Here is a 15,343-nt window from a genome sequence, read left to right on the forward strand (position 1 = left end):
AGGCCAACCCCCAAGGTTTTCGGCGCGTCTCGGTTTTCGGGTGCCGCCGCGCCGCGACGAAGGAGCAAGCGGCGGCACCCGAAAACCGAGACTCAGGCGCCGAAAACCCGCCGCAGCGAAGCGAAGGCCAAAAACACAGCCCCGAACCTCCGCCCAACGCCGACACAACCCAGCCTCGCTCCCCCCACACAACCAGCCCTATCCCCACCCTCACTCCCCACCCCAACTCCCCCAACCCCAACCCCCCACCCCCCTCAAAACCGCGGATGCTCCCCCACCAAAACCGCCCGCACCCCCTCACTATCCTTAGCCTTCTTAACCGCCCCCAACGTCCAACACTCAATATGCCGAGCCGTAAGCACCGCCAAAGCCCGCTCAGCATCCTCAGGCGCCACCACAGCCACCATCCCCACCCCCATATTGAAAGTCTTCTCCATCTCCACCCGCTCGACCCGCCCACGCTGCGCGATCATCTTGAACACGGGCGCGGGATTCCAAGTCCCCCGGTCGAGTTCGGCCACCAGCCCCGCGGGCAGCACCCGCGCCAGGTTCCCGGCCAGCCCGCCTCCGGTGACGTGCGCGAAGGTACGCACATCGGTCTCGGCGACCAGGGCCAGGCAGTCCTTGGCGTAGATCCGGGTGGGCTCCAGCAACTCCTCACCAAGGGTCCGCCCGAATTCCTCGACGTGCCCGGTCAGTGACATCCGATCGATGTCGAGCAGCACGTGCCGAGCGAGGCTGTATCCGTTGGAGTGCAGTCCGGAGGAACCCATGGCGATGACGACGTCGCCGGGCCGCACCCGGTCGGGCCCGAGCACCGCTTCGGCTTCCACGACGCCGACCCCGGTGGCCGAGATGTCGTAGTCGTCGGGGCCCATGAGTCCCGGGTGTTCCGCGGTTTCGCCGCCGAGCAGCGCGCAGCCGGCCTTCACGCAGCCCTCGGCGATGCCTGCGACGATCTGTGCCATCCGTTCGGGCACGACCTTGCCGACGGCGATGTAGTCCTGCAGGAACAGCGGTTCGGCGCCGCACACCACGAGGTCGTCGACGACCATGGCGACCAGGTCCAGTCCGACGGTGTCGTGCTTGTCCAGTGCCTGTGCGACCGCGATCTTGGTGCCGACCCCGTCGGTGGAGGACGCGAGCAACGGCTCGGTGTAGTCACCCTTGAGCGCGAACAGTCCGGCGAAGCCGCCCAGGCCGCCCTGTACCTCGGGGCGGGTGGCCTTCTTGGCGAGCGGCGCGTACAGCTCGACCGCGCGGTCACCGGCCTCGATGTCCACGCCGGCCGCGGCGTACGAAGCACCGGCGCCAAGGCCGTCCACACCGGCACCAGTCGGGGTCTGCTCAGTCATTTTCGGGGAAAGCTCCAAACCGAATCGGCGGATAGATGCCTGCTCACGCTACCGGAGCCGGATAACGGGACTGCACCGGTATTGCCTTCTCGGCTCGACGAATCGGGCGATTTCGGGCGACCGCCGTTGACATACATACGGTATGTATGTGAATCTGAGCGCATCGCGACCACACCTCTGCGGAAGGCACGACATGGGAATCAGCAGCGCACTCGGCCCGGTCCACGAGGCGGAACTGCCGGGCGGCACCCGGATCCGCTACCACGACACGGGCTCCGGCGCGCCCGTGGTGTTCGTGCACGGCCTATTGGTCAACGCCGACCTGTGGCGGAAGGTGGTGCCGGGCGTGGCCGCCGCCGGGCACCGCTGCCTCGCCCCGGATCTGCCGTTCGGCGCGCACTCGATCCCCGTGCCCGGCGCGGACCTCTCCCCGACCGGCGCGGCCGACCTCATCGCCCAGTTTCTCGAACGGCTGGACCTGCGTGATGTGACCTTGGTGGCCAACGACACCGGCGGCGCGATCACGCAGATCATGCTGACCCGCGACCGTTCCCGCGTAGGCCGGGTCGTGCTGACCAACTGCGATGCCTACGACAAGTTCTTCCCCCAGCCGTTCACGCCGCTGCCGCGCCTGGCGGCGGTGCCCGGCCTGGTGCGAAGTCTGCTGGAGCTCATGCGATTCCGGCCCGCGCAGCGACTGCCGATCGCGTTCGGTTTGGTGACCAAGCGCCCGGTGCCGCCGGAGATCGCGGACTCCTATCTGCTGCCGAGCCGGCAGTCCGCGGCGATCCGGGCCGATCTGCTGCGGTTCGTGCGGGGCGTGCACAAGCGCTACACCCTCGCGGCCGCGGAACGGTTCCCGTCGCTGGACCTGCCGGTGCTGCTGGCGTGGGCGCCCGAGGACAAGGCGTTCAAGCTCGCGTTCGCCGAGCGGCTGGCGCGCGACCTGCCGGACGCCACGCTGCGGCTGATCGAGGACTCCTACACCTTCAGCGCCGAGGACCGGCCGGAGTTGCTCACCGAGTTGATCGTGGAGTTCACTCGGCTGCATGCCACGCCGTAGTCAGGAGGATCGCTCGCGCGCCACCCGGGCCGCGCTCGAGGACGCCGGACGCCGGCTGTTCGCCGAGCGCGGCTACGCGAACGTCTCGGCCGAGGAGATCGTCACCGCGGCCGGGGTCACCCGCGGCGCGCTGCACCACCACTACGGCGACAAGCGCGGCCTGTTCCTGGCCGTGCTCGAACAGTTGGAGGCGGAGAACACCGCCGAGATCGCCCGCGCCATCGCCGAACTTCCCTATCCCGGCGATCTGCTCGCGGCGATGGCCGTGGGCCTGCGCACCTTCCTGGAGATCAGCCGCCGCCCCGAAACCGTGCGGATCGCCATGTCCGACGGCCTGACCGTGCTGGGCTGGGAGGGCTGGCGCGAGATGGAGGCCCGCCACGGCCTCGGGCTCATCACCGACCAGCTGCGCCGGGCCGTCGACGCCGGCCTGGCCGTCCCCGTACCGGTCCACGTCCTGAGCAAACTCGTCCTCAGCGCCGTCACCGAGGCGGGCATGATCGTCGCCCACGCCGAGGACCCCGACACCGCCCGCCTCGAGGCCGAACAGTGCCTCCTCTTACTGATCAGCGGGATCCTCCGCCAACCCGGCGGCTGACCACGACGCCCCGCGCCGAACACGTGACGGCCGCGGCAACCGCTCATGGCTGTGCCTACGCCGTGCGATCGTCGACACCGCACAGGGCGTAGGCGAAGACGAACGGCTCCGTGCCGTCGTTGAACCACGCGTGCGGCGTGCCGTTCTGGATCACACAGTCACCGGGCCGCAACGAGACGTCCACGCCGTCGCCGAGGCGCATCCGCCCTTGTCCGGAGAGCACCACGATGTAGTCGATGCTCGCGGTGCGGTGCATGCCGGGTGCGGCGGGATCGAAGGCCGCCATCATGCCGGGCAGTTTCGCCTCCGCGTCCGCCGCGACGGCCGCCAGTTGTTCCTCGGACAGCTCCGCGTCGGGCTCATAGCTCAATCCCGGTGGGACGGAGATGAATCCGAAACGCACGCCGCCCGGCCCGGGGAAGTAGCTGGTCCGCGCAGCAGGCGGCAGCCGGTCGACCGGCAGCTCGGGCAGTTCGTCGAGTTCCCAGATCCGATAGAGCTCGGCGCCGGGTAGCAGCGCCAGCGTCAGCGGCTCGACCCGCTCGTCGGCCAGTACCCGTCCCCGACCGGCCCCGTCGTCGCCGACCACGATCCTGCGCATGTGAACTCCTGAATGCCTCGGCCGGCCGAGCGGGCCGGAATCGAATGCCGCGCCGACCCACCGGGCGCCGGCTCTCCGGACGGTATCCGCCGGTCGGCCGGGTGGGCTTGTCCCGCGACGCAGGGGCGTTGTCCGCATGCGCAGAGCCGCGCGGCCGTAAGCTCGTCCGAGTCGGGCCCGGCGCCCGGACCACCGATGTCCGCCGAATCGGAGGAGTGCGCATGGCCGTCGCCGAAGCAGCCACGACGCGCGCGGTCGATCCCCGCGAGCGAGCCGATTACTGGGCGCACCTGATCGACTCCTACCACTGCCGGCTGGGCTACGAATTCCCGTGCCGCACCGACTTTCACGGGCACACCCGGCTCCGGCGCACCGCCGCCTATCAGCTCGTCGGGTGGGAATCGGACGCCGTCACCTACCGTCGCGACCCGAAGCTCATCCGCGCCGACCCCGACGACGACTACCGGCTCGTCGTTCCGCTCGCCGGGCGGATCGGCTTCGACTCCGCGGACGAAAAGGGCACGCTGGCACCGGGTTTCGCGGCCCTGGTCGCCATCGACCGCCCCTTCGCGATGTCGATGTCCGACGGCGGCCGCGGGCTGATCGTCACCGTTCCGCGGCGCGAGATCCGCCATCGTCTGCACCGCGTCCCGGTGCCCGCCCGGCCGCTGGATCTCACGACCGGGCTCGGGCGGGTGGCCGCCGGCATGATCGGCAGCCTGTACGCCGAAAGCGCGGCGCTCACCGACGAGGCGGTCGACGCGGTCGCCGAGCGGCTGGTGGATCTGCTCTGCCTGCAGCTGCTGGGCGCACCGGCGAGCGCGCCGGCCCGGCTGGCCGAGGTGGAGGCGAGCGCCCGCCGCTACATCCACGACCACGCGATGGAACCGGACCTCGGTGTCGCGCGCGTCGCCGGTGCGCTCGGCTGGTCACCGCGGCAGCTGCAATTGGCGTTCCGCGCGACCGGCACCACCCCGAGTGAGGTCATCCGCGAGACGCGCCTGCGGGTGGCGCGCGACCGCCTGCGCAACCCCGCCTACGGGCACCGCAGCATCGCCGCCATTGCCGCGGACCTCGGTTTCGCCTCGATCAGTAGCTTCACCAAGGCTTTTCGCCGACGCTTCGACATCACGCCGGGCCAGCTCCGCCACGAATCCGGCGGGCACGCGGCACCCGTCCCGCTGAACCGCGCCGCCGGCTGATCCGTATCCGCGGCGGGAGTGGCGAGCACCCGGTCGACGTCCGGCACCGACCGGCCGGGTGCCCGCCTGGATGTTGTGTCGTCGGCACGTCCCCGAGACTGCGCGACGACACAACCGGATCGGGATTACCCGCTGGGATCGGCGGCGAAAAGTGGGGCCGACGCGGCACGGCGGCGGCGCTGCTCGACCGGGTCCGGCACCGGGACCGCGGCGACCAGGCGCCGGGTGTACTCCTGCGTCGGCTGCCGCAGGATCTCGTCGCGGGTGCCCTGCTCGACGACGGACCCGTTGCGCAGCACCGCGATTCGATCCGCGAGCTGGTCCACCACCGCGAGATCGTGACTGACGAACAGACAGGCCCAGCCGAATTCGCGTTGCAGTTGCGCGAACAGTTCCAGCACCCGCGCCTGCACCGAGACGTCCAGGGCGCTGGTCGGCTCGTCGGCGATGAGCAGATCCGGATTCAGCACCAGCGCGCGGGCCAGGCTGGCCCGCTGCCGCTGCCCGCCCGACAGCTCGTGTGGATAGCGCTGGTCGGCGTCGGCCGGCAGCTGCACGTCGTCCAGCAGCTTGCGCACCCGGGCGCGCAGGGCGGACCCGTTGGCGGCGCGATGCACCACCAGCGGCTCGGCCACGCACTGCCCGACGGTCAGCCGCGGGTTCAGCGATGTCGCGGGGTCCTGGAAGACGAAGCCCAGCCGCTTGCGCAGCGGCCGCAGCCGCCGTTCCGACAGGCCCGTCAGCGGCGTGCCGAGCACCGTGATCGTGCCCGCGGTCGGTCGTTGCAGCGCCGCCACGCAACGGCCCAGCGTGGTCTTGCCGGAGCCGGATTCGCCTACCAGACCCAAAGTTTCGCCGCGGGCGATGGTGAGATCCACCCCGTCCACCGCCCGGAAGGCCGGACGGCCCAGCGCGCCAGGGAATTCCACCACCAGCCCCGACACCTCGAGCACCGTCTCGGCCGCGGTTTCCGGCTCGCCGATCCCGTCGCTCGGTGCCGGTCCCGCGCCCAGGTGCGGGACCGCGGCCAGCAGATCGCGGGTGTACTGCTCCCGCGGATCGGCGAAAAGCCTTTCCACCGGGGCGGTTTCGACGACGCGCCCGTCACGCATCACCACCACCCGGTCGGCCAGGTCGGCGACCACGCCCATGTTGTGGGTGATGAGGACGATGGCGCTGCCGAGCCGGTCGCGCAGATCCCGCAGCAGCTCCAGGATCTCGGCCTGCACGGTGACGTCCAGCGCGGTGGTCGGCTCGTCGGCGATGATCACCTTCGGCTCGCACGCGATGGCGATGGCGATCATCACCCGCTGCTTCTGCCCGCCGGAAAGCTGGTGCGGGTAGAAGTCGACGCGCTGCTCCGGGTCGGGCAGGCCGACGGTGCCGAGCAGCTCGATCGCGCGGGTCCGGGCCTGCTTGCGACCCAGCCCGCGGTGCGCGCGCAATGCCTCCGCCAGCTGGAACCCGACCGTGAACAGCGGATCCAGAGCCGCGCCCGGCTCCTGGAACACCATCGAGATCGCCCCGCCGCGCAACGCGGTGAGCTGCTTGTCGGTCATCGCCGTGACGGCGTGGCCCCCGACGGTGACCAGGCCCTCGACCCGGGCGGTCGCGGGTAGTAGGCCCATCGCCGTGCGCGAGCTCACCGACTTGCCCGATCCGGACTCCCCGACGACGGCCAGCACCTCGCCGGGGAACACCTCGTAGGACACGTCGCGCACGGCGTGCACCGCGCCCGCGTCGGTGGCGAAGGTCACCGACAGCGACTCGACGGCCAGGGCGGTGGCGCGTTCCGCGGTCTCAGTCACCGGTGTCCTCCTTCGGCGCGGCGGTGGCGGCACGGCGGGTGCGCAGCAGCGGGTTGAGCACCTCGTTGAGGCTCTCCCCCACCAGCGTCATCCCCAGCACCACCAAAACGATTGCGACGCCGGGGAATACACCCGTCCACCAGATTCCGTTGGAGACGTCGGCGAGCGCCTTGTTCAGGTCGTAGCCCCATTCCGCGGCCTGGGTGGGTTCGATGCCGTAACCGAGGAAGCCCAGCGCGGCCAGGGTGAGAATCGCCTCGGACCCGTTCAGCGTGATGATCACGGGCAGCGACTGGGTGACGTTAGGGAAGATGTGTCGGAACAGGATTCGCCCCACGGGCGCACCGGTCACCCGCGCGGCGTCCACGTACGGCTCGTGCTTCACCGCGAGCGTGGCGTTGCGCACCACCCGGAAGTACTGCGGCACGAAGATCACCGTGATCGCCACGGCCGCCGACAGCACCCCGCCGAAGCTCGACGAATTGCCGCCCGCCACCACGATCGACACCACGATCGCCAGCAGCAGCGTCGGGAAGGCGTACAGGGCATCCATGAACAACGTGAGCACCCGGTCCACCCAGCGACCCAGATAGCCCGACACCAATCCCAGTGGCACACCGACGATCAGCGAGAGCACCAGCGACACCGCGATCACCCACAGCGCGGTGCGGGCACCGTAGAGCACGCGGGAGAACACGTCCTCACCGCGCACCGAGGTGCCGAACCAATGCTGCGCCGAGGGCGCCTGCTGCCGCGCGAAATCCACTCCGTCCGAGGAGATCTGGGCGAATCCGTACGGCGCGAGCAGCGGCGCGCACAGTGCCACGAGCACGAACAGGGCGATCAACCCGAGTCCGGCGATCAGCGTCACCCGCTGCAGCCCGGAGGTCATGGCGAACAGCCGCAGGCCGGGGATGCCGCGGCGCGCCACGGGTGGCACCACGACCGGTTCGGCCATCAGTTCAGGCGCGGTCATCTAGAACCTCACCCTCGGGTCGATCAGCGCGACGACGAGATCCACGAGGAAGCTCATCACCGCCACCACCAGCGCCAGGAAGGCCACGATCCCTTGCACCGCGATGAAATCGCGGGCCTGCAGGTACTGCGCGAGCTGGTAGCCGAGGCCCTTCCACTCGAAGGTGATCTCGGTGAGCACCGCGCCGCCGAGCATCATGGCGATCTGCATGCCCATCACCGTGACGATCGGGATCATCGCGTTGCGGAAGGCGTGCCGGCCCACCACCGTTCGCTCCGACAGTCCACGCGCGCGGGCGGCGTCCACGAAATCGCTGCGCAAGGTCTGGATCAGATTGATCCGCACCAGGCGCAGGAAGACGCCGGCGGTCAGCAGTCCCAGCGCGACCGCGGGCAGCACCGCGTGTTTCAGCACGTCGAGCAGGTAGCCGGGATCGCCGTACAGGATCGCGTCGACGGTCAGGATGTTGGTCTTCGGCGAGACATGTTGCAGTGCCAGTTCGACATTGGTGCTCGCCCGCCCGGCCACCGGCAGCCAGCCCAGCCGCACCGCGAAGACCAGCTTCAACAGCAGGCCGACGAAGAACACCGGTGCCGCGTACACCAGGATCCCGAACAGCCGCAGCCCCACGTCCGCCGCCTTGTCCCGGCGCCGAGCGGCGTAGCGGCCCAACGGAACTCCGACCACGAACGCCACCAGCAGCGACCAGAACACCAGTTCCAGCGTCGCGGCGCCGTAGCTGACGATGATGTCGCCGATGGCCCGGTTGTCGGTGGAGCGGCCGAAGTCGCCGCGCGCCAATCCCGAGATATAGTCCCAATATTGACTGAGGACAGGACGATTGAGCCCCGCGGCCTCCTTGCGTGCCTCGATCTGGTCCGGCGGCAGCCGACCGCCCAGCGCGGCGCTGATCGGGTCGCCCACAACCCGCATCAGGAAGAACACGACCGTCACCAGAATCCAGGCCGTCGGCACGATCAGCAGCAGCCGCACACCCAGGTAGCGCAGCAGCACCCCGTAGCGGGATCCACTGCGGCGCTGCGTAGTTCGAGGAGCAGGAGCCGGGGTGTGCGGCTCCTGCTCGGTGGTCGCGGCGGTCACTTGCTCAGCACGCTGTAACGGAACTTGGTGGACGGATCGAGGGTGTCCTCCGCGCCCTCGACGCCCTTCTTCGTGACGGCGATCTGCTTACCGGACAGCAGCGGCACGATCGAGAGATGCTTGGCCGCCATGTCGCGCTGCACCTGCTCGATGATCGCCAGGCGCTTGGCCTTGTCGGGCTGGGTCACCTCCGCGGTCAGCTGCGCGGTGATGGCCGGATCCTCGAAGTGGTTCTGCAGGAAGTTGTTCGGCGCGAAGAACGGGGTCAGGTAGTCGTCCGGGTCCGGATAGTCCGGGAACCAGCCCATCTGGAACACGGGGTAGCCGTCGCGGGCCCGTTCGCGCTGGTAGCTCACCCATTCGGTGGACTGCAGGTTGACCTTGAACAGCCCGGTGGCCTCCAGTTGGCTCTTGATCGCCGCGTACTCCTCGGAGCTGGAGCCGCCGTAGTGGTCCGGGTTGTACTGCAGGTTCAGCTCGACCGGCGCCGCGACGCCCGCGTCGGCGAGGAACTTGGCCGCCTGCTCCTTGTTCGGCTTGCTGCCGTAGAGGTCCTTGAACGGCTCTATGGCCCCCGGAAAACCCTGTGGCACAGACGAATAGGCCGGGGTGTAGGTGCCTTTGTACACCGCGCTGGACAACGCTTCGCGATCCACCCCGGCGGCCACGGCCTTGCGCACGGCCAGCTTCTGCTCTGGCGTGCCGCCGGGCATGGTGTGGAAGTTGAACACGATGTAGCGCAGTTCGCCGCCGAGGCCCTCGTGCACCTCGACCTTGTCGCTGCCGCGCAGCGACTCCAGATCCGTCGGGCTCAGGCTGCGGTAGGCGACGTCGATATTGCCGTTCTGGATCTCGAGCTTGAGGTTGTCGCCGCTGGCGTAGTACTTGGTGGACACCGAGGCGGTCTTCGGCGTGCCGAGGATGCCGTGGTAGTCCGGATTCGCCTGGTACTCCACCAGTTTGTTCTTGTCGTAGCTGGTGATCGTGTACGGCCCGGAGTACGCCTTGGCCTTGACGACCGCGTCGTCGTCCATGATCTTGTCGGCCGGGAAGACCGCCTCGTCGACGATCGGGCCCGCCTGGGTGGGCAGGATCGCCGGGAAGGTCTGGTCGTTGGCGTTCTTCAAGGTGAACGCCACCGTGCGGTCGTCGGGGGCGTCGGTGTGGTCCAGATTGCCGAGCAGCGAGGCCGGGCCGTTCGGGTCGTTGATCTTCAGCATCCGGTCGAAGGAGAACTTGACGCTCTTGGCGGTCAACGGATTTCCGTTGGCGAACTTCAGCCCCGACTTCAACGTGCAGGTGTACACGGTGGGCGTGGTGAACTCGCACTTCTCCGCGGCGTCGGGCTCCGGCGTGGTCCGGCCGGGCGCGAAATTCATGACGTGCTGGTAGATCTGCGTCTCGGGAACGTAGGAACCCTGGTCGTAGGCGGCCGCCGGATCCAGGGTGAAGATCCGGTCGGTGGTGCCGATCACCAGGCCGCCGCCCTCGCCGTCGCCGGTGCGGCCGGCACCGCACCCCGCCACGGCGAGCAGCGCCAGGCCCGCCATCCCTACCGCCGCAACGCCTTTCACTCGGCCGCCCGCTCGGCTCCTTCGAGCCGTCGACGCCGGTGTCGCCGAAAACCGCATGACTGTCCCTCATCTCGCAGCGCGGCGCACCCGGAGGCTGGATCACAGACCGGGCGCGTCACGGTGAACTTCGGTTATGGCGGGGACAGTACCGCCGGGCCGTTGCAAATATGTTGCGTTTCGCAACAATCAGGGTCTCTCGTAGCAAAAATGTGTCAAAAGGCGGTCACGCTACGCCGGAAACGCCGACGAATGCGTCAGCCCGGCCCCGAATTACCAGGACCGGGCTGACACAATGTTGCAAGAGTTCGGCCATGTGGCCGGCCGGACGCTCCTCAGGGACGGCTCAGCGCGCTCGCGTTCGCGTTGTCGCTCAACAGTTCCGACTCGCTCTTGCCGCCGAGGATGCCCTCCAGCACGTTCTTGCCGACGGCCGCCTCGGTGGGCAGCGCGATCGGGTAGTTGCCGTCGAAGCAGGCGCAGCACAGCCGGGTGCGGGGCTGCTCGGTGGCGGCGATCATGCCGTCGATCGAGATGTAGCCCAGCGAATCGGCGCCGATCGAGCGCCGCACGTTCTCGACCATCTCGTCCAGCGACTCGGTGTCGTCGGGACCGGCGCCGTTGGCGATCAGCTCTGCGCGCGAAGCGAAGTCGATGCCGTAGAAGCACGGCCACTTCACCGGCGGGGAGGCGATGCGCACGTGGATCTCCAGCGCGCCGGCCTCGCGCAGCATCCGGATCAGCGCGCGCTGGGTGTTGCCGCGCACGATCGAATCGTCGACGACGACGAGCCGCTTGCCGCGGATCTCCTCGCGCAGCGGATTCAGTTTCAGCCGGATGCCGAGTTGGCGGATGGTCTGGCTCGGCTGGATGAAGGTGCGGCCGACGTAGGCGTTCTTCATCAGGCCCTGGCCGTAGGGGATCTCCGAGCCCTGCGCGTAGCCGACCGCGGCCGGCGTGCCCGACTCCGGCACCGGGATCACCAGGTCCGCGTCCACCGGGTGCTCGCCGGCCAGGCGGCGGCCGATCTCGACCCGGGTGCCGTAGACCGAGCGGCCCGCGATGGTGCTGTCCGGCCGGGCCAGATAGACGTACTCGAAGACGCAGCCCTTGGGTTCGGGATTCGCGAAACGCAGCGAGCGCACGCCGTCGGCGTCGATCGCCAGCAGTTCGCCCGGCTCGATCTCGCGCACGAAGGACGCGCCGACGATGTCGAGGGCGGCGGTCTCGCTGGCAACCACCCAGCCGCGGTCGAGCCGGCCCAGGCACAGCGGGCGCACCCCGTGCGGGTCGCGGGCGGCGTAGAGGGTGTGCTCGTCCATGAAGGTGAGACAGAACGCGCCGCGCAGGGTGGGCAGCAGCTCCATCGCCGCCTGCTCGATGCTCTTGTCGGCGGCGGCGTGCGCCAGCAGCGCGGTCATCACGTCCGAGTCGGAAGTGGCCGCCATCGAGCCGCCGGACAGCCGGCCGCTGGTCAGCCCCAACTCGCGGGCCCGGGCGGCCAGCTCGGCGGTGTTGACCAGATTGCCGTTGTGGCCCAGCGCGAGTCCGGTGCCGACAGCGGTGGTGCGGAAGATCGGCTGGGCGTTCTCCCAGGTGACCGAGCCGGTGGTGGAGTAGCGGCAGTGGCCGATGGCGACGTGGCCCGGCATGGCGGCCAGCGTCTGCTCGTCGAACACCTGGCTCACCAAGCCGAGATCCTTGAACACCAGCACCTGCGATCCGTCGGCGACGGCGATGCCGGCCGCCTCCTGACCGCGGTGCTGCAAGGCGTACAAACCGTAGTAGGTGAGCTTGGACACGTCCTCGCCCGGAGCCCACACACCGAAGACTCCGCACTCCTCGCGCGGCTCGTTCTCGGGCTGCTCCGGAGAGGGCGTTGTTAGCAGGTTTTCGCTGCTGACCGACAGATCGGCGTGGGTCACCGTTTGCTCCCTGTTCGGCGGGCGGGGGGCAGTGATCATTCTACGGGTCATCCCCGCGAAACCTCGCGCCGCATCACCCGGGTGGCAGGGCGTTTGCTGCTACCGTTCGACCGTGGCGAGTACCGACACTGTGGAATCGAGTCCCCCGGCACGGCATCTGACCCCGGTGAAGTGGGTTTTCCCGGTGATCGTGATGACCCTGCTGGCGTCGCTGCTGGGTGTGATGTATCTCGACTACGTCGTCGACCCGGAGAAGAATCTGCACGAGTTCCCGGTCGCGCTCGTCAACCAGGATGTCGGTGACACGCTGCCCGGTCAGGACAAGCCGGTGAACTTCGGCGATCAGGTCGCCGACGGGCTGCGGCAGGCGGTGCCGTCGGACAAGATCGATCTGCGGGTGCTCGGGCCCGGCGAGGCGCAGCTGGCGATGCAGTCGGCGCAGGTGTACGGGACCATCTACATTCCCAGCGACTTCTCCAAGCGGCTGGGCATTCTCGGGGTCGGCAGCATCGTGCCCGGCGACATCGAGCGGCCGATCATCACGTTGCAGACCAATCCGCGCACCGGCGCGTTCGCGACGGCCATCCTGCAGCGGTTCGGCGAGGAGGCGCTGACGCAGGTGCAGGCGCAGGTCGGCAAGCAGCTGACCGAACAGGTGCAGGCCCAGCTGAAGCCGCCGCCCGGCGGTGCGCCCGCACCCGAGTTGTCGGGAGCCACGCGGATCACGCTGGCGGCGCCGCTGAATATCGTGATCGAGCAGTTCCGGCCGCTGCCGGGCGGTTCGGGCGAGGGGTTGACCGCCTTCTTCTACAGCCTGCTGCTCCTGCTCGTCGGCATGGTCGGGGCGATGATCATCCACCAATTGATCGATGCGGCACTGGGATTCCTGCCCACCGAGTGGGGTCCGTGGTACGTCCACTATCCGCGGGCCTCGATCTCGCGGGTGCAGACGCTGCTGCTCAAGTGGGCGGCCGTGGCGACGATGGCGGTGGTGGTCTCCGCGGCGCTGCTCGGCATCGGGAAACTGCTGGGGATGCCCATCGACAAACCGCTGGCGCTGTTCCTCTACGGCGTGCTGGTGATGATCGCCGTGGGCTTCACGTGCACCTCGGTGCTCGCCGCGATCGGGACGTCGGGGCTGATCGTCAATCTGATCGTGTTCATCATTCTGGGGTTGCCGTCGTCCGGGGGCACGGTGCCGATCGAGGCGACCCCGAAGTACTTCGGCTGGCTGGCCAATTTCGAGCCGATGCACCAGGTCTTCCTGGGCACCCGGTCCCTGCTGTACTTCAACGGCAGCGGCGCCGCCGGGCTGACGCGCGGCATCTGGATGGCGGTGCTGGGCCTCGCGATCGGCGTCCTGCTGGGCCTCACGATCACCCGCTTCTACGACCGCAAGGGCCTGGAGCGCAAACCCCTCACCCCGCGCCCGGCCTGACCCGGCCGTCCCGGAACGGTCCGGGACGGCCGCGGGAAACAGGCGGCAGGCCCGTGGACCCTGCCCGGGACGGCCGCCGGGGTCACCGGTGCCGGGAGCCCTGGCCGTTGAAGAACTGCGGCACTTGGTGCCAGAACGGCTGGAACCAGTCGACCATCGGCTGGAACAGGTGGAACATCGGGACTCCGTCCTCCCGCCTACGCGGGTGTTGTTGCGGTACGACCGGATTGCCGTACGCAGACAACGTTATTGGCGAATTCCCCGCGCAACTGGGACGCACCGGGCAGTTCGCTGGACGTCTGCTGGGACCGGCTGTGAACGGGACCGGCGACACTCAGCGACCGCGCGACGCGACGTTCACAGCGGCACCAACGGCAGCCAGCGAGCGACTTCCCCCGCCCGCAAGCCCGACGCGGTCAGCGCCCCCGAAGCCACCGCTTCCTCGAAACTGAGCAACCCCGTCACCAGCAACAACCAGGTACGAGCATCGGTCTCCACCACATTCGGCGGCGTCCCCCGCGTATGCCGCGGCCCCTCGATGCACTGCACCGCCACGAACGGCGGCACCCGCACCTCCACCGAATGCCCCGGCGCATTGGCAGCCAACGCCCGAGCGCTGGCCTTCACCGCCGCCCCCAACTCCTTCCGCCCCGGAACCCCCACCCCCTCATCCCGCAACCACTCCCCCACAACCCCCACAGCCGCCCGCACCTCAGCAGGCCCCACCACACCGCGTCGCACCACCCCGCCGAGCCTAGCGGCCCCCACCGACACCCACCCCTACTCCTCGAAGACCTCCGCCAACGTCTCCACCTCGAGCGCCCGATCAGTCCACGCTTCGAGTTGGTCGATATCGGTGCAGTTCACGACTCGATCGGCGACAGCCTCGGAAACGGTGAAACGATGCCGCAGAATCTTCAACAGGCTATGAGCCTCCCCGCGGCTGTAGTAGCGGCGGGCGAACTCGCTCTTGTATTCGTAGGTGCCGGCGCTCATGAGGGTCTCCAACACGTCTCGGGCCGCTGCGGGGAGTACGGCCATTACCAGGTCAATGTACATTTCGCCGTTGGGCAAGTCGACCATCGAGTGGGCGACTACGGCCAGGATCGCGTCCCGATCGCGATGGTTGCGGTGCGCGATCGCGGACAGCACCGTCATTTCCGGGTTGGCTTCCGCCGCAACCGGATCGGTGATGATCGGGACGTCCGTGGGGCCGATCACCACCGGTGTGAGCACACAACCGGGCGCGAGTGTGATCGGCGTGCGACACCACGTCGCCGTCCGGTCGTTCGGGCACAGAATCAACAGGACCACAGGACAACGGAGACGGGCGCGCAGCGTGACGAGATAGACGGGCCAGCTCCAGGGCTTGCCGGAGTCGGGTCGCAGTTGCGCCTCGACGATGACGCCCAAGGCCGGAGCGCCGTTGCTGGTCAGGGCGACGACGGCGTCGGCTCGGTATTCGGTGGGGTCGATGTCGGGGAAGTCGCCGCATTCCAGGCGGGCGTCGGTGAACTCGGGGAGGGGCGTGTCGAGCACGAGTTGTAGTAGTTCGGCGGCGAGGCGGGGACGTTGCCGGAACAGGTCGGCCAGGACTTCGTGCAGGGCACTGGGCATGGCGGGAGATTAGCGGGAGGTACCGACAGTCCTGCGGGGATTGCTGTTGGCGGACAGCGGGTTTCGGCGTGTTGCCGGGAAGCCGTGG

13 protein-coding genes are annotated in these 15,343 nt (G+C 69.0%); 4 read left to right on the forward strand and 9 right to left on the reverse strand.

The annotated features are described in order from the left end of the window. Nucleotides 1–254 precede the first annotated feature (254 nt). Entirely contained in the window at nt 255–1,355 is a 1,101-nt protein-coding gene (purM, locus tag IU476_RS16215; protein ID WP_195101048.1) for a phosphoribosylformylglycinamidine cyclo-ligase, read from the reverse strand. 193 nt (nt 1,356–1,548) lie between these two features. On the opposite strand from purM, the gene IU476_RS16220 reads away from it, so the two are divergent. Together IU476_RS16220 and IU476_RS16225 are read left to right on the forward strand one after the other, a co-directional pair. Beyond that, complete coding sequence (locus IU476_RS16220) at nt 1,549–2,418, forward strand: alpha/beta fold hydrolase (protein WP_195101050.1); 870 nt, start codon at nt 1,549–1,551, stop codon at nt 2,416–2,418. After that, on the forward strand, nt 2,405–3,016 hold the full coding sequence (locus tag IU476_RS16225) for a TetR/AcrR family transcriptional regulator (protein WP_195101051.1): 612 nt from the start codon (nt 2,405–2,407) through the stop codon (nt 3,014–3,016). The genes IU476_RS16220 and IU476_RS16225 overlap by 14 nt, the downstream gene beginning before the upstream one ends. A gap of 55 nt (nt 3,017–3,071) precedes the next feature. On the opposite strand, the gene IU476_RS16230 is transcribed toward IU476_RS16225, so the two are convergent. Then, on the reverse strand, nt 3,072–3,617 hold the full coding sequence (locus IU476_RS16230; protein WP_195101052.1) for a cupin domain-containing protein: 546 nt from the start codon (nt 3,615–3,617) through the stop codon (nt 3,072–3,074). A gap of 221 nt (nt 3,618–3,838) precedes the next feature. On the opposite strand from IU476_RS16230, the gene IU476_RS16235 reads away from it, so the two are divergent. Then, on the forward strand, nt 3,839–4,819 hold the full coding sequence (locus tag IU476_RS16235; protein WP_195101053.1) for an AraC family transcriptional regulator: 981 nt from the start codon (nt 3,839–3,841) through the stop codon (nt 4,817–4,819). Nucleotides 4,820–4,944: 125 nt separating this feature from the next. Here the strand turns inward: IU476_RS16235 and IU476_RS16240 are convergent, their stop codons facing one another. The 5 genes from IU476_RS16240 to purF all read right to left on the reverse strand — a co-directional run bounded on the left by IU476_RS16240 (nt 4,945) and on the right by purF (nt 12,200). After that, nucleotides 4,945–6,627: an ABC transporter ATP-binding protein gene (locus tag IU476_RS16240; protein ID WP_195101054.1), complete on the reverse strand. Its 1,683-nt coding sequence runs from the start codon at nt 6,625–6,627 to the stop codon at nt 4,945–4,947. Next, a complete protein-coding gene (locus IU476_RS16245) occupies nt 6,620–7,603 on the reverse strand; it encodes an ABC transporter permease (RefSeq protein WP_438944021.1) in 984 nt (327 codons plus the stop codon). Before IU476_RS16245 ends, IU476_RS16240 begins: the two co-directional genes overlap by 8 nt. Beyond that, nucleotides 7,604–8,617 carry an ABC transporter permease gene (locus IU476_RS16250; protein WP_195101946.1) on the reverse strand — a complete coding sequence of 338 codons (1,014 nt, stop codon included), beginning with the start codon at nt 8,615–8,617 and terminating at the stop codon, nt 7,604–7,606. Between the two features lie 83 nt (nt 8,618–8,700). After that, complete coding sequence (locus tag IU476_RS16255; RefSeq protein ID WP_195101947.1) at nt 8,701–10,254, reverse strand: ABC transporter substrate-binding protein; 1,554 nt, start codon at nt 10,252–10,254, stop codon at nt 8,701–8,703. Nucleotides 10,255–10,610: 356 nt separating this feature from the next. Next, nucleotides 10,611–12,200, reverse strand: coding sequence for an amidophosphoribosyltransferase (gene purF / locus IU476_RS16260; RefSeq protein ID WP_195101055.1), 1,590 nt, complete (start codon nt 12,198–12,200; stop codon nt 10,611–10,613). Between the two features lie 112 nt (nt 12,201–12,312). On the opposite strand from purF, the gene IU476_RS16265 reads away from it, so the two are divergent. Continuing rightward, the gene (locus IU476_RS16265) at nt 12,313–13,638 is read left to right on the forward strand and encodes a YhgE/Pip domain-containing protein (protein WP_324194088.1); all 1,326 of its coding nucleotides are present in this window, start codon (nt 12,313–12,315) and stop codon (nt 13,636–13,638) included. A 357-nt stretch (nt 13,639–13,995) separates the two neighbouring features. Here the strand turns inward: IU476_RS16265 and IU476_RS16270 are convergent, their stop codons facing one another. Both IU476_RS16270 and IU476_RS16275 read right to left on the reverse strand, forming a co-directional pair. Next, nucleotides 13,996–14,379: a sterol carrier family protein gene (locus IU476_RS16270; protein ID WP_195101949.1), complete on the reverse strand. Its 384-nt coding sequence runs from the start codon at nt 14,377–14,379 to the stop codon at nt 13,996–13,998. A gap of 39 nt (nt 14,380–14,418) precedes the next feature. Beyond that, on the reverse strand, nt 14,419–15,255 hold the full coding sequence (locus tag IU476_RS16275; protein WP_195101056.1) for a hypothetical protein: 837 nt from the start codon (nt 15,253–15,255) through the stop codon (nt 14,419–14,421). Between the last annotated feature and the right edge of the window lie 88 nt (nt 15,256–15,343).

Origin of the sequence: Nocardia blacklockiae (genome assembly GCF_015477355.1) — a bacterium.
GTDB classification, from domain to species: domain Bacteria; phylum Actinomycetota; class Actinomycetes; order Mycobacteriales; family Mycobacteriaceae; genus Nocardia; species Nocardia blacklockiae.

Excerpts from the sequence above, each read along its gene's own strand:
- IU476_RS16220 (WP_195101050.1), top strand. The coding sequence starts at position 1,549 with ATGGGAATCAGCAGCGCACTCGGCCCGGTCCACGAGGCGGAACTGCCG.
- purM (WP_195101048.1), bottom strand. The coding sequence starts at position 1,355 with ATGACTGAGCAGACCCCGACTGGTGCCGGTGTGGACGGCCTTGGCGCC.
- IU476_RS16225 (WP_195101051.1), top strand. The coding sequence starts at position 2,405 with ATGCCACGCCGTAGTCAGGAGGATCGCTCGCGCGCCACCCGGGCCGCG.
- IU476_RS16230 (WP_195101052.1), bottom strand. The coding sequence starts at position 3,617 with ATGCGCAGGATCGTGGTCGGCGACGACGGGGCCGGTCGGGGACGGGTA.
- IU476_RS16255 (WP_195101947.1), bottom strand. The coding sequence starts at position 10,254 with ATGGCGGGCCTGGCGCTGCTCGCCGTGGCGGGGTGCGGTGCCGGCCGC.
- IU476_RS16235 (WP_195101053.1), top strand. The coding sequence starts at position 3,839 with ATGGCCGTCGCCGAAGCAGCCACGACGCGCGCGGTCGATCCCCGCGAG.
- IU476_RS16245 (WP_438944021.1), bottom strand. The coding sequence starts at position 7,603 with ATGACCGCGCCTGAACTGATGGCCGAACCGGTCGTGGTGCCACCCGTG.
- IU476_RS16275 (WP_195101056.1), bottom strand. The coding sequence starts at position 15,255 with ATGCCCAGTGCCCTGCACGAAGTCCTGGCCGACCTGTTCCGGCAACGT.